This window comes from Pseudomonas sp. ML2-2023-6 (genome assembly GCF_037055265.1).
In the GTDB taxonomy this organism is placed as follows: domain Bacteria; phylum Pseudomonadota; class Gammaproteobacteria; order Pseudomonadales; family Pseudomonadaceae; genus Aquipseudomonas; species Aquipseudomonas kulmbachensis.
Genome location: NZ_CP146347.1, coordinates 3,773,163 through 3,793,233, shown reverse-complemented (window position 1 = coordinate 3,793,233; position 20,071 = coordinate 3,773,163). Strand labels below are relative to the sequence as shown.

General features: G+C 57.2%; 20 protein-coding genes, 1 tRNA gene and 1 pseudogene. 13 read left to right on the top strand and 9 right to left on the bottom strand.

Annotation, left to right across the window (positions count from 1 at the left end; genetic code table 11):
• Window positions 1-18 precede the first annotated feature (18 nt).
• The 7 genes from V6L79_RS17410 to V6L79_RS17380 all read right to left on the bottom strand — a co-directional run bounded on the left by V6L79_RS17410 (window position 19) and on the right by V6L79_RS17380 (window position 6,720).
• A complete protein-coding gene (locus V6L79_RS17410) occupies window positions 19-1,170 on the bottom strand; it encodes an acyl-CoA dehydrogenase family protein (protein WP_261738579.1) in 1,152 nt (383 codons plus the stop codon).
• A gap of 3 nt (window positions 1,171-1,173) precedes the next feature.
• Window positions 1,174-2,280: an enoyl-CoA hydratase/isomerase family protein gene (locus V6L79_RS17405; protein ID WP_338579259.1), complete on the bottom strand. Its 1,107-nt coding sequence runs from the start codon at window positions 2,278-2,280 to the stop codon at window positions 1,174-1,176.
• 148 nt (window positions 2,281-2,428) lie between these two features.
• Window positions 2,429-3,199, bottom strand: a complete 771-nt coding sequence (locus V6L79_RS17400) for a 3-hydroxybutyrate dehydrogenase (protein WP_261738577.1) — start codon at window positions 3,197-3,199, stop codon at window positions 2,429-2,431.
• 116 nt (window positions 3,200-3,315) lie between these two features.
• A complete protein-coding gene (locus tag V6L79_RS17395) occupies window positions 3,316-3,597 on the bottom strand; it encodes a peptidylprolyl isomerase (RefSeq protein WP_016781241.1) in 282 nt (93 codons plus the stop codon).
• Between the two features lie 92 nt (window positions 3,598-3,689).
• The gene (locus V6L79_RS17390; RefSeq protein WP_261738576.1) at window positions 3,690-4,571 is read right to left on the bottom strand and encodes a triacylglycerol lipase; all 882 of its coding nucleotides are present in this window, start codon (window positions 4,569-4,571) and stop codon (window positions 3,690-3,692) included.
• 110 nt (window positions 4,572-4,681) lie between these two features.
• Window positions 4,682-5,770, bottom strand: coding sequence for a 3-deoxy-7-phosphoheptulonate synthase (locus V6L79_RS17385; RefSeq protein ID WP_338579258.1), 1,089 nt, complete (start codon window positions 5,768-5,770; stop codon window positions 4,682-4,684).
• Window positions 5,771-6,477: 707 nt separating this feature from the next.
• On the bottom strand, window positions 6,478-6,720 hold the full coding sequence (locus tag V6L79_RS17380) for a DNA-binding protein (protein ID WP_261738574.1): 243 nt from the start codon (window positions 6,718-6,720) through the stop codon (window positions 6,478-6,480).
• An 81-nt stretch (window positions 6,721-6,801) separates the two neighbouring features.
• On the opposite strand from V6L79_RS17380, the gene V6L79_RS17375 reads away from it, so the two are divergent.
• From V6L79_RS17375 to V6L79_RS17355, 5 genes are all read left to right on the top strand, one after another.
• Complete coding sequence (locus V6L79_RS17375) at window positions 6,802-7,149, top strand: helix-turn-helix transcriptional regulator (protein WP_338580328.1); 348 nt, start codon at window positions 6,802-6,804, stop codon at window positions 7,147-7,149.
• A gap of 149 nt (window positions 7,150-7,298) precedes the next feature.
• A complete protein-coding gene (uvrY, locus tag V6L79_RS17370; protein WP_261738573.1) occupies window positions 7,299-7,937 on the top strand; it encodes a UvrY/SirA/GacA family response regulator transcription factor in 639 nt (212 codons plus the stop codon).
• A 2-nt stretch (window positions 7,938-7,939) separates the two neighbouring features.
• On the top strand, window positions 7,940-9,763 hold the full coding sequence (gene uvrC / locus V6L79_RS17365) for an excinuclease ABC subunit UvrC (protein WP_261738572.1): 1,824 nt from the start codon (window positions 7,940-7,942) through the stop codon (window positions 9,761-9,763).
• A gap of 32 nt (window positions 9,764-9,795) precedes the next feature.
• Window positions 9,796-10,353 carry a CDP-diacylglycerol--glycerol-3-phosphate 3-phosphatidyltransferase gene (pgsA, locus tag V6L79_RS17360; RefSeq protein ID WP_261738571.1) on the top strand — a complete coding sequence of 186 codons (558 nt, stop codon included), beginning with the start codon at window positions 9,796-9,798 and terminating at the stop codon, window positions 10,351-10,353.
• A gap of 63 nt (window positions 10,354-10,416) precedes the next feature.
• Window positions 10,417-10,492, top strand: a tRNA-Gly gene (locus V6L79_RS17355).
• A 108-nt stretch (window positions 10,493-10,600) separates the two neighbouring features.
• On the opposite strand, the pseudogene V6L79_RS17350 reads toward V6L79_RS17355, so the two are convergent.
• A pseudogene (locus V6L79_RS17350) lies at window positions 10,601-11,095 on the bottom strand (prepilin peptidase); the annotation flags it as partial.
• Between the two features lie 211 nt (window positions 11,096-11,306).
• On the opposite strand from V6L79_RS17350, the gene pstS reads away from it, so the two are divergent.
• The 8 genes from pstS (at window position 11,307) to V6L79_RS17310 (ending at window position 19,033) form a co-directional block, all read left to right on the top strand.
• A complete protein-coding gene (gene pstS / locus V6L79_RS17345) occupies window positions 11,307-12,338 on the top strand; it encodes a phosphate ABC transporter substrate-binding protein PstS (RefSeq protein ID WP_321833521.1) in 1,032 nt (343 codons plus the stop codon).
• A gap of 75 nt (window positions 12,339-12,413) precedes the next feature.
• Window positions 12,414-13,379 carry a phosphate ABC transporter permease subunit PstC gene (gene pstC, locus V6L79_RS17340; RefSeq protein WP_261738553.1) on the top strand — a complete coding sequence of 322 codons (966 nt, stop codon included), beginning with the start codon at window positions 12,414-12,416 and terminating at the stop codon, window positions 13,377-13,379.
• On the top strand, window positions 13,379-14,272 hold the full coding sequence (gene pstA, locus V6L79_RS17335) for a phosphate ABC transporter permease PstA (protein ID WP_261738552.1): 894 nt from the start codon (window positions 13,379-13,381) through the stop codon (window positions 14,270-14,272). Before pstC ends, pstA begins: the two co-directional genes overlap by 1 nt.
• Before the next feature lie 76 nt (window positions 14,273-14,348).
• Window positions 14,349-15,110 carry a phosphate ABC transporter ATP-binding protein PstB gene (pstB, locus tag V6L79_RS17330; protein ID WP_261742447.1) on the top strand — a complete coding sequence of 254 codons (762 nt, stop codon included), beginning with the start codon at window positions 14,349-14,351 and terminating at the stop codon, window positions 15,108-15,110.
• A gap of 102 nt (window positions 15,111-15,212) precedes the next feature.
• Window positions 15,213-15,914 (top strand): hypothetical protein, encoded by a 702-nt coding sequence (locus V6L79_RS17325; protein WP_261738551.1) that lies wholly within the window; start codon window positions 15,213-15,215, stop codon window positions 15,912-15,914.
• On the top strand, window positions 15,911-16,546 hold the full coding sequence (locus V6L79_RS17320; protein WP_338579257.1) for a hypothetical protein: 636 nt from the start codon (window positions 15,911-15,913) through the stop codon (window positions 16,544-16,546). The genes V6L79_RS17325 and V6L79_RS17320 overlap by 4 nt, the downstream gene beginning before the upstream one ends.
• 116 nt (window positions 16,547-16,662) lie before the next feature.
• Complete coding sequence (locus tag V6L79_RS17315) at window positions 16,663-17,760, top strand: carboxynorspermidine decarboxylase (protein ID WP_338579256.1); 1,098 nt, start codon at window positions 16,663-16,665, stop codon at window positions 17,758-17,760.
• 28 nt (window positions 17,761-17,788) lie between these two features.
• Window positions 17,789-19,033 carry a saccharopine dehydrogenase family protein gene (locus V6L79_RS17310; RefSeq protein ID WP_338579255.1) on the top strand — a complete coding sequence of 415 codons (1,245 nt, stop codon included), beginning with the start codon at window positions 17,789-17,791 and terminating at the stop codon, window positions 19,031-19,033.
• Window positions 19,034-19,155: 122 nt separating this feature from the next.
• On the opposite strand, the gene V6L79_RS17305 is transcribed toward V6L79_RS17310, so the two are convergent.
• Complete coding sequence (locus tag V6L79_RS17305; RefSeq protein WP_261738547.1) at window positions 19,156-20,046, bottom strand: LysR family transcriptional regulator; 891 nt, start codon at window positions 20,044-20,046, stop codon at window positions 19,156-19,158.
• Between the last annotated feature and the right edge of the window lie 25 nt (window positions 20,047-20,071).

Below are 20,071 nucleotides of genomic sequence, written 5' to 3'. Positions count from 1 at the left end.
GGGCTCTCGTAGCACCCCTTAAATCAGATAATTCTTCAATTCCCGCGCAATCACCATCCGTTGAATCTCGCTCGATCCCTCATAGATCTGGGTGATTCGCGCGTCCCGGTAGTAACGCTCCACCGGATAGTCCTCAAGGTAGCCATAGCCGCCGTGGATCTGGATGGCTTTGGAGCACACATACTCGGCCATTTCTGAAGCAAACAGCTTGGCTTGCGAGGCTTCCGAGAGGCAGGGCTTGCCCGCGCTGCGCAGGCGCGCCGCATGCAGGATCAACAGGCGTGCAGCATTGATTCGGGTTTGCATGTCGGCCAGCATGTTGGCGATGCTTTGGTGCTCGATGATCGCTTTGTCAAACTGCACCCGGTCGCGGGCATAGCCCAGTGCCGCCTCAAAGGCCGCCCGGGCGATCCCCAATGCCTGTGCGCCAATACCGATGCGGCCGCCTTCAAGGTTGGACAGGGCGATGGCCAGCCCCTTGCCACGCTCGCCGAGCATATTGGCTTCAGGCACGCTGCAGTTGTTCAGGGTAACGGCGCAGGTGTCCGAGGCGCGGATGCCCATTTTGTGTTCGGTACGGTCGACGATAAAACCTGGGGTGGAGGTGGGCACCAAAAAGGCCGAAATGCCTTTTTTGCCCAAGTCGGGGTCGGTCACTGCAAATACGATGGCCAGTTTGGCGCGCTTGCCATTGCTGACAAATTGCTTGGCACCGTTGATCACCCATTGCCCGTCGCGCAGTTCAGCCCGGGTGCGCAGGTTGTGGGCTTCGGAGCCTGCTTGTGGTTCGGTCAGGCAAAAACAGGCGATGGTCTGGCCGCTGGCAAGCTCCGCCAGCCAGGTTTGCTTTTGCGTCTCGCTGCCATATTTGAGGATGGGCCCGCAGCCCACCGAGTTATGGATGCTCATCAGCGCCCCGGTTGCGGCATCCCCGGCCGAGATCTCTTCCACGGCCAGAGCATAAGCGACGTAATCGACATAAGTGCCGCCCCATTCCTCCGGGACCACCATGCCGAGCAGCCCCAGTTCGCCGAGCTTGGCGACCAGTGCATCGTCGATCCAGCCGGCCTTTTCCCAGGCCTGGGCATGGGGAGCGATTTCGCGGCGGGCAAAGTCGCGGGCCATGTCGCGGATCATCACTTGTTCTTCGCTCAGTTCGATGTCTTGCATGGCTCAGGCTCCCTTCGCGTTGAATTCGGTGAAAAAACTGGCGACATGGTTCGCATCCAGCGCGTCCAGGGTTGGCGGGTTCCAGTGCGGGGTTTTGTCCTTGTCGATAATCAGCGCGCGCACGCCCTCCATCAGGTCACCGCGATCAAACCACTGGCGGTCCAGGTGCAGCTCCAGGGCGAAGCACTGTTCAAGGGGCAACTCGCGTCCACGGCGCAACATTTCGAGGGTGACGGCCATGGCCAGTGGCGAGCGAGTTTGCAGCAGGTCAGCGGTTTCAATGGCCCAGTCGCGGGTTTCTGGTGCAATGACGGCGCGCAGGTGGGCAACAATCCGCGGCAGGTCGTCTTGGGAGAAAACACTGTCAATCAGAGGGCGCAGCCTGGCCAGCGGCGGATCGGGCAATGCAGCTACCGCGAACCTGGCTACCAGCGCAGTCAGGTCGTCAATGGGAGATGTTTGCCAAGCGAGGGTGTTCAGGCACTGATCCAGTTCAGCCAGTTTGCTGCTCTCCAGGTAGCCGTCAGCCAGTCCGCAATACAACGCATCGGCAGCGCGGATTTGCACGCCGCTGACGCCGAGATATGTACCCAGTTGGCCCGGTGTACGGGTCAGAAAATAGCTGCCGCCGACGTCAGGGAAATAACCGATGGCCACTTCCGGCATCGCCAGTTTGCTGCGCTCGGTGACCAGGCGCAGATCCGCGCCTTGCACCAGCCCCATGCCGCCGCCGAGGACGAATCCGTCCATCAAGGCAACCACAGGTTTTGGGTAGCGGTGCAGGGTCAGGTCGAGGGCGTATTCTTCTTCGAAGAACACGCTGTGCAGGGTGTCTTTGTTTTGATAGCTGTCGTACAACGAGCGAATATCGCCGCCAGCACAGAAGGCTTTTTCACCCGCGCCGCGCAGCACTACAGCCTTGATCTGTGGGTCTGTAGCCCAGTTATCCAGGTGTTGCTGAAGGCTGCGGACCATCTGCAGATTGATGGCGTTGAGGCCGCTGGGGCGGTTGAGGGTCAGGTGGCCAATATGGTTGCGGACCTCGGCCAGAATCGTGTCTTGTAGCGGCGCGACATCCGGTGTCGGTGAGGAGGAAACCTGAGCAGTCATCACTAACTCCCTGCTTTGTATTATTTTTAGAAGGTGTTCACGGGCGAACGATAGGCGATGCTAACAGTGCAAATTTGCCCATTACAACCCTGATAAGTGCAGGGTTGGTGTGCATTTTTGCATGTCCGGCGTGCAGTATTGCGCGAACTTATTGCGCCAGCCACCCGCCGTCCACATTCCAGGCTGCGCCGCGCACTTGGCTGCCAGCCTCACTGCATAGAAACAGCACCAGTTCGCCCAGTTGCGGCGGGGTCACGAACTCCAGTGAGGGTTGTTTTTCGGCCAGCAAATCATGCTGCGCCTGGTAGGGGTCAATACCCTGGCTGATGCGCTGGTCAATTTGCTTTTGCACCAGTGGTGTCAGCACCCAGCCCGGGCAGATGGCGTTGCAGGTGATGTTGCTGGTGGCGGTTTCAAGGCCTACCACTTTCGTCAGGCCGATCACCCCATGTTTTGCGGCAACATAGGCGGCTTTGCCGACCGAACCCACCAGCCCGTGAACCGAGGCGATGTTGACGATACGGCCCCAGCCGCGTTTGCGCATGCCGGGCAAGGTCAGGCGGGTGCTGTGGAATACAGAAGAGAGATTGATCGCGATGATCGAGTCCCAGCGCTCTACCGGGAATTCCTCGACGCTGGCGACATGCTGGATGCCAGCGTTGTTGACCAGAATGTCGATGCCGCCAAACTCGCGTTCGGCATAACTGATCATATCGGCGATCTGCGCGGGGTCGCTGACATCCGCCGGATGGTGGCCAACCTTGCCGCCGAACTGTTCGATCTCGGCAATGACTTTGCTGGCATCGCCAAAGCCGTTGAGTATCAGGTCCGCTCCGGCTTTGGCCAGGCTCAGTGCGATGCCCAGGCCGATGCCGCTGGTAGAACCAGTAACCAATGCAGTTTTGCCATTAAGGCTCATGATCAATTCCTCAGTACGATGGTTTCGTGAATGAGGAAACGTAGCACGCGGTTTGCAATTGCGGATACGAAACGGCCCACCAAAAGGTGGGCCGTTTTCACGCAGCGCGGGGAGGATTAGTCCTGGCGGCTGGTGACTTCCAGCAGGTGGTAACCGAACTGGGTTTTAACCGGGCCTTGCACCACGTTGATAGGTGCGCTGAAGACGACGGTGTCGAATTCTTTAACCATTTGGCCTGGACCGAAAGAACCCAGATCGCCGCCCTGACGGCTGGATGGGCAAGAAGAGTTGGCTTTGGCAACTTCGGCGAAATCAGCGCCGCCTTCGATTTGTGCTTTCAGTTCGTTGCACTTGTCTTCGGTGGCAACCAGGATGTGACGGGCAGTGGCTTTGGCCATGAGGGTGTACTCCTTTCAAGAAAGTGCCGAGCCTACCGGATTCAGTGGTTTTTTTCTCGGCAAATGTGCGGTTTTGGGGATTTCATTACCCGCTACAGATCTGCTTGCTTCAGCCGTCTGGCATGTTCCACGTAGAGCTGCATCGGGTCAATGTTCCTGCGGCTTCCTCTTGCTACCTGGTTGATGGTGTCGAGGTGGTCCATGGGGTAATCCGAGCGTATCACCTGGCCCAGATGCGAGCTGAAGCGCCCGACCATCCCGTCGTTTTCCCTGGTCTCGCGGGTAAAGAAGCTGCCAAAAACACGCAGGGCATTGTGCAGGGGGTCGAGCAAGTTCAGTGACTCCGTCAGCCGTGAACCTTTGATGATGCCGCTCCAGGAGTAATAGAAGACGTCATTGACTTGTCCGGGCCCCATGCCTCCCCACGTGGTGGGCAAGCCTTGAGGGTATTTCAGGTTAAAGGCGGCAACGCCTTCGGTGGTCAGGGCATTCAGTGCGTTCAAAGCATGTTGAGGCAGTTGCGGGTGGCCGCTGAGGGCCGACAGGAATGCGCTGAGTGCGGTGGTCAGGGCTGCCGCGACGGTTTCGGGAAGTCGTCCCGGGATCAAGGCCAAGCGCAAACGGTCGGCCAGTTCCGAGCCCTGGTTGGGGCCGCTGACTGAAGTGACGGAGGCGATGACCTCGGGGGCGATGGCTGCCGCATAACGTGCAGTCAGGGCGCCCTGGCTGTGGCCGATAAGGTTGACCCGTGGTGCTCCGGTCTGTCTGCGCAAGCCGTGTATTTGCTCGAGCAGTTGGTCGCCACGGGCTTCATTGCCGTTGGCGGCAGAAATAATCGGCACAAAGACGCTGGCACCACACTCAGTGAGCGCTTGCTTGATGCCATTGAAGTAATGGTGGGAGCCAATCCGGTCGAATCCAAAAAGGCCATGCACCAGTAAAATCGGGTATTGGGTGTTTGCAGAGTCATCCATGATCAATCTCGCTAGGTGTTTTTGAGTCATAAAAACACCTTAGTCGAAACCGGCTTTGCGCAACCGTGGGCATTTTCCCGGGTTGCGCTGTTGTTTGCAGAGCGTGGTTGTCAGGCGATGGCCTTGGCGCTGTGGCGCTGCGCTTGCAGTTGATGGGCGGCGTTGCGCAGCAGTTGCTCGGTTACATCCCAACCCAGGCAGCCATCGGTCACGGAAACCCCGTAGCGCATGTTCGTGCTCAGGGGCTGACAGCCTTCGAACAGATGGCTTTCGAGCATCATCCCAATCAGCGAATGGTCGCCTGCCAGGCGCTGCTCAAGTACCTCATTGAACACTTCAGGCTGACGCAACGGGTCTTTGCCGCTGTTGGCGTGGCTGCAGTCGACCATGATGCGGGTTGCAATAGCGCTCTTTTGCAGTCCGGCGCGGGCCTTGGCGAGGCTGGCACGGTCGTAGTTCGGGCCACTGTGGCCGCCACGTAACACCAGGTGGGTGTCGGGGTTGCCGCGTGTCTCGACGATTGCCGGATGGCCCTGCCTATCGACGCCGAAGTGACGATGGCTGTGTGCCGCAGAGCGCATGGCGTCGCAAGCAATTGCAACACCACCGTCGGTGCCGTTTTTGAAGCCCACCGGCAGATCAAGACCGCTGGCCATTTCGCGGTGGATTTGCGATTCGGTGGTGCGGGCGCCAATGGCCACCCAGCCCAGCAGGTCGTCGAAGTAGCCAGCGGCAATGGGTTGCAGCAGTTCGGTTGCAACCGGCAGGCCCATGCGCAGCATTTCAAGCATCAGTTCGCGTGACAGGGTCAGGCCGTGGGCCATGTCATCGCTGCCATCCAGGTGCGGGTCGTAGGCCAGGCCTTTCCAGCCGACGGTGGTGCGCGGTTTTTCGATATAGGCACGCATGACCAGCAGCAAGTCGTCGCGCACTTCATGTGCCAAGGCTGCGAGGTTGCTGGCGTATTCCAGTGCGGCGAGGGGGTCGTGGATGGAGCAGGGGCCTACGACAACCAGTAAACGGGAGTCTTCACCGTTGAGGATGGCGCGAATGGCTTGGCGCTGATTGCGGACCTGGTTGCCAAGCATGTCGCTCAGCGGCAGCTGCTGCTTGAGTTGCGATGCGCTGGGCAGACGACGGGTCGAAACGGTGGCAGTGGCAGTGTGTACGGTTGGCAGAGCTGAAACGGATGCGTTCATGGTGTGTGCTTCCTGGGCAGGCGACGGGTTGTCCCGCGCGCTCAGCCCTACTGGGGTGTTCGACAATTGGCCAGACTGGCTGTGAGTGCTTGCGTGCCACCAATGTGGGTCCGTTCGGAGGCGGCAGGCTGTCCCGAACGGCGGCTGATAAATCGCCATGCAGTGCAAAGGTCGAAGCGGTAATAAGTGGCGTAGTTCATGGGGTAAATCCTCAATTCAAGAAAATGTCAGGGGCTGAAAAAACAAAACCCCCGGTCGGGAAGCCGACCGGGGGTGAGAATTCTCTGGTAGGCGACCCCTAAGTAGTGGGCGCCGTGTGGGTATCAGGCGCGCCAGTGGCTAAACCAATACCCAAAATAAAATCGTGCTGTGGAGTGCATGTTGTTCGCGCACACAGCAGCAGCCAGACGCGATTGGCGTGTGGTCTTGCAAATGGCTGTGTTGGCGTGATGCAACATGGGTTGTCTCCGATTAGTGGTTTGCAGCTTACTCGACGCGAACCGACTGATTCAATAAAAAAATACTATCTGGAAGAACGATAAAGGCTATTGCCTGACGCCAATGTGCGTACCCAAGGCGCAGCGGTGGGTTACCCGCCGTTGGGTTCTTGCCCTGAAACGCTCTATTTGGGCTTTTGCGACCCATTTTAGTGAGGTGCGAAATGGCCTGCACACTAAATCGGGAGGGTTGGCCAATAAAGCGCATACTCAGGCGAGTACATCATCTTTTGACTCTGTCGGATGCATAGTCCTTGGCACAATGATGCCGTCCTTCATACCCAAAAGAACCGCTACCTTGTGAGCTTCACCGCGTTTTCCTTTTTTGCGGCCGGAGAGCACTTGATAGGTAGTTGCAGGGTCGATTCCATGCTCTCGAGCAAACTCTTGAACGGACTTTCCCTGGTGTTCCAGCCATGCCTTGGCTTGTGCGGCAGTACGGATTCCGGTCATGGTTCAAAACCGTTCAAAGTTGTTTAATATTCATCGATTATACCATCCTCGTGGGTGTTTAAAATGAGGTCTTACATCCAAATGGGTGGAATTGGTTTGCGCTTGAGGCAAGAGAGAGAGCGACTTGGCTTGTCGCAGAAATCTTTTGGCGAAATCGGTGGTGTCGAGGCGAACGCCCAAGGCAAGTACGAAAATGGCGATCGCGCTCCAAAAGCGGACTATCTGTCACGTGTCGCAGGGCGCGGTGTGGATGTGCTCTATGTGTTGACGGGCAGCCCAACCCCAACACTAATCGATAATCTCAGTCAGATAGAAGAAAAGGTTCTGATCAGTTACCGGGTGCTGCATAAGGAAGATCAGGACGCTATCCGCCGTTTGACCACAACCCTGGCAGAGTTGTCGGTCCCGCAGATGGTCAAAGAACGTTGAGATCTTGAGGAGGTCGATCCCGTCAAGGGGTGATTCTTTACAAGGCTTTAACGTTTCGGCATGGATAGTTGACGCATGCCGGTAGGTTGGTGCATTAGTTTTTGCTATGGTATCGGCAATCAAACAAGACCAATTTGCGAGGTGTCGACTTGATTCGGGTTCTAGTGGTCGATGATCACGATCTGGTGCGTACAGGGATCACACGAATGCTGGCCGATATCGAGGGCTTGCAAGTGGTCGGTCAAGCCGAGTCCGGTGAGGAGTCGCTTATCAAGGCTCGTGAGCTGAAACCGGATGTGGTCTTGATGGATGTCAAAATGCCCGGCATCGGTGGCCTTGAGGCTACTCGCAAAATGATGCGCAGCCACCCGGATATCAAGGTTGTCGCTGTGACCGTGTGCGAAGAAGACCCTTTTCCGACGCGTTTGCTGCAAGCAGGCGCGGCGGGCTATATGACCAAGGGCGCGGGCCTGGCTGAAATGGTCCAGGCCATTCGCCTGGTATTCGCCGGTCAGCGTTATATCAGCCCACAAGTTGCACAGCAATTGGCGCTCAAGTCCTTTCAGCCCGCCAGTGATTCCCCTTTCGATGCCTTGTCCGAGCGTGAAATTCAGATCGCGCTAATGATTGTCGGTTGCCAGAAGGTTCAGGTTATTTCCGACAAGCTTTGCCTGTCACCCAAGACGGTCAATACCTACCGCTACCGTATCTACGAGAAGCTTTCAGTCAAAAGCGATGTTGAACTGGCGTTGTTGGCCGTTCGTCACGGCATGGTTGATGCTGGCTAACGATGACTGACGTGTTCGACGCAAGTGCGTTTCTTTCGACCTGCAGCGGTCGACCTGGCGTGTATCGCATGTTTGATAGCGATGCGCGGTTGCTTTATGTGGGCAAGGCCAAGCACCTGAAAAAACGCCTGGCCAGCTACTTTCGCAAAACCGGCCTGGCGCCCAAAACGGCGGCATTGGTTGCGCGGATCGCGCAAATTGAAACCACTATTACCGCCAACGAAACCGAAGCGCTGTTGCTTGAGCAGACGCTTATCAAGGAGTGGCGCCCGCCGTACAACATTCTGTTGCGCGACGACAAGTCCTACCCCTACGTGTTTCTGTCAGATGGCGAGTACCCGCGTCTGAGTATTCATCGCGGCGCCAAGAAGAAAAAAGGCAAGTTTTTTGGGCCCTATCCCAGTGCGGGCGCTATTCGCGAAAGCCTGAGCATCTTGCAGAAGACTTTTCTGGTGCGTCAGTGCGAAGACAGCTATTTCAAAAATAGAACACGACCTTGCTTGCAGTATCAGATCAAGCGCTGCAAGGCCCCGTGTGTCGGTTTGGTCGACCCGCAAGAATATGCCGAAGACGTGCGTCACTCGATCATGTTCCTCGAAGGGCGCAGCAGTGCGCTGACCGACGAGTTGAACAGTGCGATGGAGCAGGCCGCCAGTACCCTCGATTTCGAGCGTGCAGCAGAGGTGCGTGATCAGATCTCCCTGCTGCGTCGGGTTCAGGATCAGCAGAGCATGGAAGGCGGAACCGGCGACGTGGACGTGATTGCCGCCTTTGTTAACCCCGGCGGCGCCTGTGTGCATTTGATCAACGTGCGCGGCGGGCGGGTACTGGGCAGCAAGAACTTCTTCCCTCAGGTAGGCATCGAGGAAGACGTGGCCGAAGTCATGGCGGCGTTTCTCGGGCAGTACTACATCAGCAGCCCTGAGCGCGACCTGCCGAGTGAGCTGATCGTCAACGTGGAGCATGAGAGCTTCGGGGCGATTGTCGAGGCGATAGACGAGCTGCGCGGCCGAGAGCTGGCTATCAGCTACCGGGTGCGTGGCACCCGGGCGCGCTGGCAGCAGTTGGCGGTCACCAATGCCGAGCAGGCGCTGACGGCGCGCCTGACCAACCGCCTGCATGTCGCGGCGCGCTTCGAGGCCCTGGCGCAAGTATTGAAGCTGGACGAGATTCCACAGCGTCTGGAATGCTATGACATCAGTCACTCCAGCGGCGAAGCCACCGTTGCATCCTGCGTGGTGTTTGGCCCCGAAGGTCCGATCAAGTCGGATTACCGGCGCTTCAACATTGAAGGGGTAACCCCTGGTGATGACTATGCCGCCATGCACCAGGCGCTGATGCGCCGCTTCAGTCGGCTTAAAGAGGGGGAGGGCAAGCTGCCGGACATCCTCTTGGTCGACGGTGGCAAGGGCCAGCTGTCGATGGCCCGTGATGTGCTCAATGAGCTGGCGGTGCCGGACCTGATTCTGCTTGGCGTGGCCAAGGGGGCGACCCGCAAGGCGGGCTTTGAAACCCTCTATTTGAACGACGCGGCCCATGAATTCACATTAAAAGGCGACTCGCCGGCCTTGCATTTGATCCAGCAAATCCGTGACGAGGCTCACCGCTTTGCAATTACCGGACATCGGGCGCGACGCGGCAAAACCCGTCGAACCTCAACCCTGGAAGGCATTGCGGGGGTAGGGCCGACACGTCGCCGAGATTTATTGAAACATTTTGGTGGCTTACAGGAGCTATCTCGTGCCAGCATCGAGGAGATCGCCAAAGCACCCGGGATCAGTAAAAAGCTCGCTGAGTTGATTTATGCAAACCTGCACAGCGAGTAGAATGCCACCTCACCTCGTAGCTAGTTGTGCCGATGAATATCCCTAATTTGATCACCGTACTACGCGTTCTACTTATTCCTTTCTTCATCCTGCTGTTCTATCTCCCCTACAGCTGGAGTTATGTAGCCGCCAGCTCAGTCTTCGCATTTGCGGCGGCGACCGATTGGCTCGACGGCTATCTGGCCCGACGACTGGAGCAAAGCACGCCTTTTGGCGCCTTTCTGGATCCGGTTGCCGACAAGCTGATGGTCGCTGTGGCTTTGGTTTTGCTGGTGCAAGAACACCACAACGTATGGTTGACCCTGCCTGCGGCCGTGATTATCGGTCGTGAAATCGTCATCTCGGCGTTGCGCGAGTGGATGGCGGAACTGGGCGCGCGGGCTCAGGTTGCCGTATCGAACATGGGCAAATGGAAAACCGCAGCACAAATGCTGGCGCTGATCATCTTGCTGGCCAACCCTTCGGACTTCAGTTTCTGGGTCCTGGTGGGTTACGGGTTGCTGCTGGTGGCTGCCGGGTTGACCTTATGGTCGATGGTTCAATATTTGCGGGCTGCCTGGCCGCATCTGAAGACGACCTCGGTCAAATAAATAAAACTTTTTGAATCAATGGCTTGACGCATTCTTTTATTGCTATAGAATGCGCCACACCAAGCGGGAATAGCTCAGTTGGTAGAGCACGACCTTGCCAAGGTCGGGGTCGCGAGTTCGAGTCTCGTTTCCCGCTCCAGACATGGCCCTACGAATTCATCGCAATTCGACAGGGCAAGAAAAAAGGACCTTCGGGTCCTTTTTTCGTTTCTGCGGCAGCGTATTTTTGTACAAAATACGCTGAGCACTAACCGACGAATTGCCAATAGAAGTTGGTTATTTGATCACCCCATATCAATGCAGCCCAGCCGGCCATGGCCAGATAGGGACCAAAGGGGATCGGTGTCGATACTTGAGCGTTGCGCAAACGCAGCAACGTCAGGCCGCCCAACGTGCCAGCCAGGGCCGCCAGCAGGATGGTCAGCGGCAATATCTGCCAGCCGCCCCAGGCCCCCAGCAGGGCCAGCAATTTGAAGTCGCCATAGCCCAAGCCGTCCTGGCCGGTGAGCAGTCGAAACAGCCAGAACACTGACCATAGACTCAGGTAGCCAGCCACCGCGGCCCACATCGCGTCCGTCAGCGGGACAAATACTCCGAAGCTGTTCACGATCAAGCCGAGCCACAGCAGCGGCAGTGTCAGCTCATCAGGCAATAATTGGTGGTCGGCATCGATCAGGCTCGCTGCCAGCAAACCCCAACTCAAGACCAATACTCCGGCGGCCTGCCAGCCAAACTGGAAGTTGGCGCGTACCTTGTCGCCAATAAACGCGTCTGCCTCACCGTTCGTCAGGCGGAGTAGCCCCTCGCCATCCTTGTGTACTAACAACGCACTATTACGACTGCCAGCAGCGGCGGGCAGGGTGGCAAAAGGACAGTTTGTCATCCGGCTTTCATAAAAACGTAACAATGCTGCTGCAAAGTTCGGGAGCCCGTAATCACAAGGAGTTCCTTTAATGAAAAGCTTGATGAAGTCTGCTGCACTCGCCGTTGCGGTTTCTCTTTGTGCCACCTCGGCATCCTTCGCCGCAGAGAGCGTACGCCTGACAGGTTCCGGTGCCAGTTTCCCGGCACCGATCTACCTCACATGGTTCAAGGATTTCAGCAAGAAAACCGCGGGTGTCACTGTGGATTACCAATCCAAGGGCAGCGGCGCGGGTGTACAGGACTTCCTGAATAGAACCGTCGATTTCGCCGCCAGTGACTCGGCCATGAAAGAGGAAGACATTGCCAAGGTCCCCGAGGGTGTGCAGTTGCTGCCGATGACCGCGGGTGAAATCGTTCTGGCCTATAACCTGCCGGGTAATCCCAAGGGCCTTAAACTGCCTCGTGACGTTTACTCCAACATCTTCCTGGGCAAGATCACGCGCTGGAACGATCCGCAGATCGTCGCTGCCAACCCCGAGCTGAAACTGCCCGACACGCCGATCACCGTTGTCGTGCGTGCAGACTCCAGCGGTACGACTGCGGTGTTCACCAAGCACCTGGCGGCCATCAACCCGGAGTTCAAGCAGGCGCTGGGTGAGGGCAATACCGTCAACTGGCCAGCCAGCGACAAATTCATCAAATCGCCCAAGAACGATGGTGTGACAGCTACCGTACGCCAGACCCCGGGCGCGATTGGTTACATCGAGTACGGCTTCGCCAAGCTGGCCAAGGTTGACTTCGCCCAGTTGCAGAACAAGGCCGGGCAGTACGTTGTGCCGAACGCTGAGAGCGGTGCCGAGGCACTGGCTGCGGTGAAAATGCCGGAAAGCCTGGTGGCCTGGTTGCCGGACCCGGACGGCGCCAAGTCCTACCCGATCACTTCCTACACCTGGATGATCTTCCGCAAGGACAACGGCAACCCGGCCAAGGCCAAGGCCATGCGTGAAATGGTTGAGTACAGCCTGACTGAGGGGCAGAAAATCGCCGACTCGATGGGTTACATCCCGCTGCCGCAATCGGTTGTCGATCAGGTTCGCAAAGCGTCCGCCAACATCCAGTAAAGCTCGTGAGGCCTCTCTCGGTGTGCGCTGTCAGCCATGCCGGGAGAGTTTCCCCCTCTGTTCCGGACTTAGCCAATGAACAAACCTTTTGTGGTGCCGGTTAACCCGGACTCTGCCTGCCAACCACCTTCTGCGAAGGACTTTCTGGTTGATCGCACCTTTCGTGCTCTTGCGCGTATAGGGGTGGTCCTGGTGTTGGCCTTGGTATTTGCCCTGGTATTCGAAGTAGGGCGCAAGGCGCTTCCAGGCATGGAAAAACACGGTTTTGACGTGATTTTTGGCAGTGTCTGGGACGTTAACCAAGGAAAGTACGGCATTTTGCCGGCTATCTGGGGCACGCTTTACAGCGCCATGATTGCGTTGCTGATCGCAGGCGTTTTCGGCGTCAGCATGGCGATTTTCCTTACTCAGGATTTCCTGCCCGCCCAACTGGCAGCGGTGTTTCGCACCATTGTCGAACTACTCGCAGCCATCCCCAGTGTCGTCTATGGCCTGTGGGGGATCTACGTGGTAATTCCGGCAATTCGCCCGCTCGCGACCTGGTTGAATACGGAACTCGGCTGGATACCCTTTTTCGGCACGTCCTTGAGCGGGCCGGGACTGTTACCGGCAGCACTGGTACTTGCCATCATGATTCTGCCGACCATTGCCGCCGTTTCGCAGGACGCCCTGACCGGCGTACCGATGAAAACCAAGCAGGCCGCATATGGCATGGGAACCACCCATTGGGAAGCGATTCTCAAAGTGATGGTGCCGTCCGCCGCCACCGGCATCTTCGGCTCTTTGGTTCTGGGGCTGGGCCGCGCGCTGGGCGAAACCATGGCCTTGGCCATGTTGGTCGGCAACGCGAACAATATTTCCCTTTCTCTGTTCGCACCGGCCAATACCCTGGCAGCCCTGTTGGCGCTGAACTTTCCCGAAGCAGGACCGAATGAGATCGAGGTGCTGATGTATGCCGCACTGGTACTCATGCTGATCACGCTGATCGTGAACGTTCTCGGCTCGATGATTATGGTTTATGCCCAGCGTGGTAATAAGTGATGACTGACTTAACGTCCCATATAACCGCCTTGCCAAGCCTGCAACGCAAATTTGAAGGCCGCGCTCTGCGCAGTCTGGTGTTGACCACACTGGTTTGGGTTGGCGCGCTGCTGGCCAGCGTACCGCTGATTTCCGTGCTCTACATGCTGATCATGCGTGGAGGGGCGCGCCTGAGCCTGGAAGTATTTACCGAGCTGCCGCCAACCGGTTTCGAGACCGGTGGCGGCTTCGGCAACGCGATGGCCGGCACCTTTGTCATGGTCGGTATCGCGGCTGCAATCGCGGTGCCGGTCGGCATCATGGCGGCCGTGTTCCTGGCCGAACTGGGACCGGACAGCAAGCTGGCGAACGCTGCGCGCTTTGCCGCCAAGATGCTCACGGGCCTGCCTTCCATTCTGGCCGGGGTTTTTGCCTACGCCCTGGTGGTGATGACCACCGGTACCTACTCGGCACCTGCAGGTGGCGTGGCACTGGCGGTACTGATGTTGCCCATCGTGGTGCTGACGGCTGAAGAGTCGATGAAGATGGTGCCCAAGATCATGAAGGATGCCGCTTATGGCATGGGCTGCACCCGCTCACAGGTGATCTGGAAAATCGTATTGCCTACCGGCCTGCCGGCGATCCTGACCGGTGTAATGCTGGCCGTAGCCCGCGCTGCGGGCGAGACCGCGCCGTTATTGTTTACCGCGTTGTTCAGCAACTACTGGATCTACCACGACGGCAGCCTGGCGGTCATGAACCCGACGGCCTCGCTTGCCGTACTGATTTACAACTTCTCCGGCATGCCTTTCGACAACCAGCTCGAGCTCGCATGGGCGGCCTCGCTGGTTCTGGTGATGATTGTGCTGGTCGTGAACGTTATCAGCCGTATTTTCGGCAAACCCAAGTATTGAGCACGGGAGCACCTGAATTTTGAACGTATCAACTGCGCAAAAAACCGCTCCGTTTGTCGCCCAAACGCCTGTGGTCATGGATTGCAAACTGGACAAGATTTTCTACGGCAACTTTATGGCTGTACGTGACAGCCATGTGCCAATCGAAAAAAACAAGATCACCGGCTTCATCGGCCCTTCCGGCTGTGGCAAAAGCACGGTGTTGCGCAGCCTTAACCGGATGAACGACCTGGTCAAAGGTTTTCGTTTTGAAGGGCATGTGCATTTCCTCGGCCAGGACGTCTATGGCAAGGGTGTTGATCCAGTGGTCGTGCGCCGCTATATCGGCATGGTGTTTCAACAGCCCAATCCGTTCTCGATGAGCATTTTCGACAACGTTGCATTTGGCCTGCGCCTCAACCGCTACAAGGGCGACCTGGGTGATCGCGTCAAGCACGCCTTGCAGGGCGCCGCGCTGTGGGATGAAGTCAAGGACAAGCTCAAGGTCAGCGGCCTGTCCCTGTCGGGCGGCCAGCAGCAACGACTGTGCATCGCTCGCGCGATTGCGACTGAACCCGAAGTGCTGTTGCTTGATGAGCCGTGTTCGGCGCTCGACCCGATCGCTACCCGCCGAGTCGAGGAGTTGATGGTCGAGTTGAAGAAGGACTACACCATCGCGCTGGTCACCCACAATATGCAGCAGGCCATCCGTGTCGCTGACACCACGGCCTTTTTCTCGGTGGATATTTCCCAGGGATCGCGCACCGGTTATCTGGTTGAGATGGGGCCTACGACCCAGATATTCGACAACCCGCGTGAACAAATGACCGAGGATTACATCAGCGGCAAGTTCAGCTAGGCAACCCCTCCGTCCGGTCAAGGCCACAGGTCTGCAACAACCAACGGCCTTGACCGGTATCTGCTCGCTTTACTTACTTATCTACCGTTTGCGGGATTGCCAATGTCTGTAACTCATCGTCTTGATTTGCCAGCGATTGAACGCGCACTGCGTGAGGTGCAAAGCCGCTTTGCCGAGCTGAGCATGCACTTTACCGAGCAGCGTGATCCCTTGACTGATGAAGTTCTGCACAATGTGCTTGAGGGCTATGCGCTGATTGACGACTACGTTGCACGTGGTGTCGACCTGTTTGATCTTCAGCAACTGAACCTGATGCTGGAAATCAACGCCACCGTTCTTTGTGGCCGAGACCCGGCACGCCGACTGGAGTACGCCCAGCACCTGGCTGCGACCGAGGAACACTTCTTCAATAACGTTGAGGGTGGGATCAAGGACTTATACAATTGGTACTGCTCGTATCGCAGCGAGTCAGTCTGGAAGCGGGCGGCGGGTGTTTATGTGCGCATCCTCAGCAAGCCGCAACTGTTTATAGAAGGCAATAACCGCAGCGGGTCGCTGATCGTCAGCTACTTGCTGATGCGCGCCGGGCTGCCACCGTTCGTGCTGACACTGGACAACGCCGAGGGCTATTTCAACCCGTCATCGGTTATCCGCAACTCAGCTAAACATGGTGTCAAGGCATTGTACGAACTGCCCAAGATCAAGAAAAAATATGCAGCATTCCTGGAAGAACAGGCACCTGACCCAATGAAGTTTTTTCTCAGTGACAAGCCCATGCCCACCTGTAAGGGCGGGCATCGATGAGCCGCTATCCAATTCTCGATACCTGCCGAGCTTCCGTTGGTCGGGCATGGCAGGCAATCGGCTGTGTTTTTGCGAGGCAACTGTTCGGTCGGCCGCGCATACGGATTTCGTTTGATATCGATGACACGCTGGCCTGCCAGCTCCACCATTGCGCCGTCGAGCGAAGCCGGCTGCCAGCCTGTGTTCATCGTTGGCTGGGTGAGCCGTTGCGGATCGGAACCCGCTCCCTGATCCGGGAGTTACGTCGCCAGGACTGCAGTATTTGGGTGTACACCTCGTCGGGTCGCACTCCGTCCTACATCCGGCGTTGGCTATTGCTGTACGGTATCCGCGTCGACGGAGTGGTCAACAGCGTGCTGCATAACCGTGCTCTGACAGTGCATGGGCTTTCGAACTCGCCATCGAAATTTCCACCGGCATTCGATATCGACTTGCATGTCGATGATTCCGAAGGTGTGCAGATAGAAGGCAAGGATCACGGCTTTCGGGTCGTTGTAGTACGTCCGGATGATGAGAACTGGGCGCAGAAAGTCCTCGATGCAGTCACTGCAGTCCAGGCCCAGCTCGCCTGGCAGCAACCACACCGGTACAAGGAGCCGGTGCGCAAACGCACTGAAGCTTTTTCCTCCTGAGGCATCAACACTAATCATCGACTGCTGGCATGCCGCACTTTCTGCTCTTTCGATCTGCAGTGAGTGCGGGCACAATACGCATCCTTTTTTTGGCTAGCCTTGCCCGAGGCCTCGAAATGATCAAAACGCCATACTACCTAATCGATAAAACAAAGCTGCTGGCGAACATGCAGAAGATCGCTTACGTGCGCGAACAGTCCGGGGCCAAGGCCCTGCTGGCACTCAAGTGCTTCGCCACCTGGTCGGTGTTCGACCTGATGCAGGAATACATGGACGGCACCACATCGTCGTCGCTCTATGAGCTCAAGCTCGGTCGACAGAAGTTCGTTGGCGAGACCCACGCCTATAGCGTCGCCTGGGCCGACGATGAGATCGAGGAGATGCTCGCCAACTGCGACAAAATCATCTTCAACTCCATCAGCCAGTTGCAGCGCTTTACCGAGCGCTCCGAAGGCAAGCCTCGTGGCCTGCGCGTCAACCCGCAGGTGAGCAGCTCTGACTACCTGCTGGCCGATCCGGCACGTCCGTTCAGCCGCTTGGGCGAATGGGATTCGGTGAAAATCGAAGGCGTCATTGATCAGATCTCGGGCTTCATGTTCCACAACAACTGCGAGAACGGCGACTTCAGCCTGTTCGACAAGATGCTGTGTACCATCGAAGAGCGCTTCGGCGAGTTGCTGCACAAGGTCTCGTGGGTCAGCCTCGGTGGCGGCATTCACTTCACCGGTGAAGATTATGCGCTGGACGCGTTCTGCGCACGCTTGAAGGCTTTTTCGCAAAAGTACGGCGTGCAGGTCTACCTGGAACCCGGCGAAGCGGCGATCACCAACAGTGCCTCGCTGGAAGTCAGCGTGCTCGACACCCTCTACAACGGCAAGAACCTCGCCGTGGTAGACAGCTCCATCGAAGCTCACCTGCTGGATCTGCTGATCTATCGCTTGAACGCCAAGCTGGCGCCGAGTGAAGGCGAGCATACCTACATGGTGTGCGGCAAATCCTGCCTGGCCGGTGATATTTTCGGGGAGTACCAATTTGATCGTCCGTTGGCCATCGGCGATCGGCTGTCGTTTATCGACACCGCGGGCTACACCATGGTCAAGAAAAATTGGTTCAACGGTCTGAAAATGCCGTCCATCGTAGTGAAACAACTCGACGGTACAGTCGAAGTGGTTCGTGAATTTGGTTACGACGACTACCTGTCCAGCCTTTCTTAAGCTGGCGGATATAGGAGAGACAAAGCAATTGAAAAAGAACGTTCTTATCATTGGTGCAGGAGGTGTCGCCAAGGTGGTGGCCCACAAGTGCGCGCAGCACAACGACGAACTCGGTCGTATTGCTATCGCGTCGCGCAACATCTCCAAATGTCAGGCCATCATTGATAGCGTCAAGGCCAAGGGCAGCCTCAAAGTGCCCGCCGATATCCAGGCTTTCTCGCTCAATGCCCTGGATGTAGAAGCGACCAAAGCGTTGATCCGCGAGACCGAATCGCAGATCGTCATCAACGTCGGTTCCGCTTTCCTCAACATGTCGGTACTGCGCGCCTGTATTGATACCGGCGTGGCTTACCTCGACACCGCCATTCATGAAGAGCCGGGCAAGGTCTGCGAGACCCCGCCTTGGTACGGCAACTATGAATGGAACCACCTGGAAGAGTGCAAACAGAAGAGCATTACCGCCATCCTTGGCGTGGGCTTCGACCCGGGTGTCGTCAACGCGTATGCAGCGCTGGCGCAGCAACAGCATTTCGACCACATTGATTCGATCGACATTCTCGACGTCAATGCGGGCTCGCATGGCAAATACTTTGCTACCAATTTCGACCCGGAAATCAACTTCCGTGAATTCACCGGACAGGTATGGAGCTGGCAGAACAGCCAGTGGACCAGCAACGCCATGTTCGAAGTCAAGCGCACCGATGATCTGCCGGTGGTCGGTTCGCAGAACCTGTACCTGACGGGTCACGATGAAGTGCACTCACTGTCGAAAAACCTCGACGTGCCCAATGTGCGTTTCTGGATGAGCTTTGGCGAACACTACATCAACGTGTTCACCGTACTGAACAACCTTGGCCTGCTCTCGGAAAAACCGGTTACCACGGCTGAAGGCCTGGAAGTCGTGCCGCTCAAAGTGGTCAAGGCCGTACTGCCTGACCCGAGTTCGCTGGCACCCGGCTATACCGGCAAGACGTGCATCGGTGACCTGGTCAAAGGCACCAAGGATGGCAAGCCCCGCGAGATGTTCATCTACAACGTGGCTTGCCACGAAGAAGCCTTTGCCGAGACGGAAAGCCAGGGCATCTCCTACACCGCCGGCGTTCCTCCAGTGGCTGCGGCCCTGTTGGTGGCCCGTGGCGAGTGGGACGTGCAACGTATGGCCAACGTCGAAGAACTGCCAGCAGAGCCGTTCCTCAAGGCGCTGGATGTGATGGGGCTGCCGACCCGCATCAAGGACGAGAATGGAGATCGTCCCTGGAACAGCAACGTCTGAGACACCTGAAACGAAGGTGAATCGCGCTTCCCGTTCCCTATGCAAAAACGCCGCTCTTTGAGCGGCGTTTTGCTTTGTGCGTTGGAGGTGTCTGTGAAACCAGGGCCACTCAAACAGTTGCGTTATTGCTCCCACTGCTCGAGCAATATTGATACGAATTTTTCCGCTGCCGGAGATAGTGAGGCGCCTCGACGGTAAACCAGCCCCAGCGATCGGTTTACGATGGGATCTATCAAAGGCACGCTCACCAGTGTTGGGTGATCCACGGCAGGCATGGCCAAACTCGGCATTGCCGATACACCCAATCCGGCTTCTACCAGGCCAAGCGAAGTTGACAGGTGTTGCACCTCGTAGAACCACTGCGGGCGCCAGCTCAAGCCCGACAAGGCGTGGTCAAGCAACATCCGGTTGCCGCTCAGTCGACCGACCCCGATAAGGCGGTAATTGCTCAGTTCAGCCCAGGACACCGAGCTACGTTCTGCCAGCTCATGATCGCGTCGACAGGCTAGAACAAAAGGTTCGTTGACCAAAGGCACAAACTCTATGTCGGGGTGCTGGCCGCTCATCATGTTGATGCCAAAGTCGGCTTCGCCGCGCAGCACAGCCTCCAGTCCTTCGTTTGCACTGAGATCAAGAAGGCGGATGCGGATTTGCGGGTAGCGCTCGTTGTAGAGGCGAATCACCGAAGGCAGGAAGTAGAAGGCTGCGGTGGGGATACAGGCGAGGGTGACACGGCCACTTTGGCGCTCGGCCAGCTCTCGGATGTTAAGTATCGAATCGTCGAAGTCATCCAGCAAGCGGCGAGCCTTTGGTAGAAAGTCCCGTCCAACACTTGTAAGACTTACTCTTCTTGTCGTGCGATCAAGAAGCGCTGTGCCCAGTCCATCTTCGAGCTTTTTCATCCTGCGGCTTAATGCCGGTTGGGATAGATGCAACGCATCAGCTGCTTCGTGAAAGCTGCCAAGTTCTGCGATTTTCACGAAAGATCGGATGTCATTGAGCTCATAGTTCATGTCTGTATCTCAGCCGAAGAGAAGA

Excerpts from the sequence above, each read along its gene's own strand:
- uvrC (WP_261738572.1), top strand. The coding sequence starts at position 7,940 with ATGACTGACGTGTTCGACGCAAGTGCGTTTCTTTCGACCTGCAGCGGT.
- V6L79_RS17410 (WP_261738579.1), bottom strand. The coding sequence starts at position 1,170 with ATGCAAGACATCGAACTGAGCGAAGAACAAGTGATGATCCGCGACATG.
- V6L79_RS17320 (WP_338579257.1), top strand. The coding sequence starts at position 15,911 with ATGAGCCGCTATCCAATTCTCGATACCTGCCGAGCTTCCGTTGGTCGG.
- pgsA (WP_261738571.1), top strand. The coding sequence starts at position 9,796 with ATGAATATCCCTAATTTGATCACCGTACTACGCGTTCTACTTATTCCT.
- V6L79_RS17325 (WP_261738551.1), top strand. The coding sequence starts at position 15,213 with ATGTCTGTAACTCATCGTCTTGATTTGCCAGCGATTGAACGCGCACTG.
- V6L79_RS17315 (WP_338579256.1), top strand. The coding sequence starts at position 16,663 with ATGATCAAAACGCCATACTACCTAATCGATAAAACAAAGCTGCTGGCG.
- V6L79_RS17375 (WP_338580328.1), top strand. The coding sequence starts at position 6,802 with ATGGGTGGAATTGGTTTGCGCTTGAGGCAAGAGAGAGAGCGACTTGGC.
- pstB (WP_261742447.1), top strand. The coding sequence starts at position 14,349 with ATGGATTGCAAACTGGACAAGATTTTCTACGGCAACTTTATGGCTGTA.
- pstA (WP_261738552.1), top strand. The coding sequence starts at position 13,379 with ATGACTGACTTAACGTCCCATATAACCGCCTTGCCAAGCCTGCAACGC.
- V6L79_RS17400 (WP_261738577.1), bottom strand. The coding sequence starts at position 3,199 with ATGAGCCTTAATGGCAAAACTGCATTGGTTACTGGTTCTACCAGCGGC.
- V6L79_RS17380 (WP_261738574.1), bottom strand. The coding sequence starts at position 6,720 with ATGACCGGAATCCGTACTGCCGCACAAGCCAAGGCATGGCTGGAACAC.
- V6L79_RS17390 (WP_261738576.1), bottom strand. The coding sequence starts at position 4,571 with ATGGATGACTCTGCAAACACCCAATACCCGATTTTACTGGTGCATGGC.
- V6L79_RS17305 (WP_261738547.1), bottom strand. The coding sequence starts at position 20,046 with ATGAACTATGAGCTCAATGACATCCGATCTTTCGTGAAAATCGCAGAA.
- V6L79_RS17405 (WP_338579259.1), bottom strand. The coding sequence starts at position 2,280 with ATGACTGCTCAGGTTTCCTCCTCACCGACACCGGATGTCGCGCCGCTA.
- pstC (WP_261738553.1), top strand. The coding sequence starts at position 12,414 with ATGAACAAACCTTTTGTGGTGCCGGTTAACCCGGACTCTGCCTGCCAA.
- V6L79_RS17385 (WP_338579258.1), bottom strand. The coding sequence starts at position 5,770 with ATGAACGCATCCGTTTCAGCTCTGCCAACCGTACACACTGCCACTGCC.
- V6L79_RS17395 (WP_016781241.1), bottom strand. The coding sequence starts at position 3,597 with ATGGCCAAAGCCACTGCCCGTCACATCCTGGTTGCCACCGAAGACAAG.
- pstS (WP_321833521.1), top strand. The coding sequence starts at position 11,307 with ATGAAAAGCTTGATGAAGTCTGCTGCACTCGCCGTTGCGGTTTCTCTT.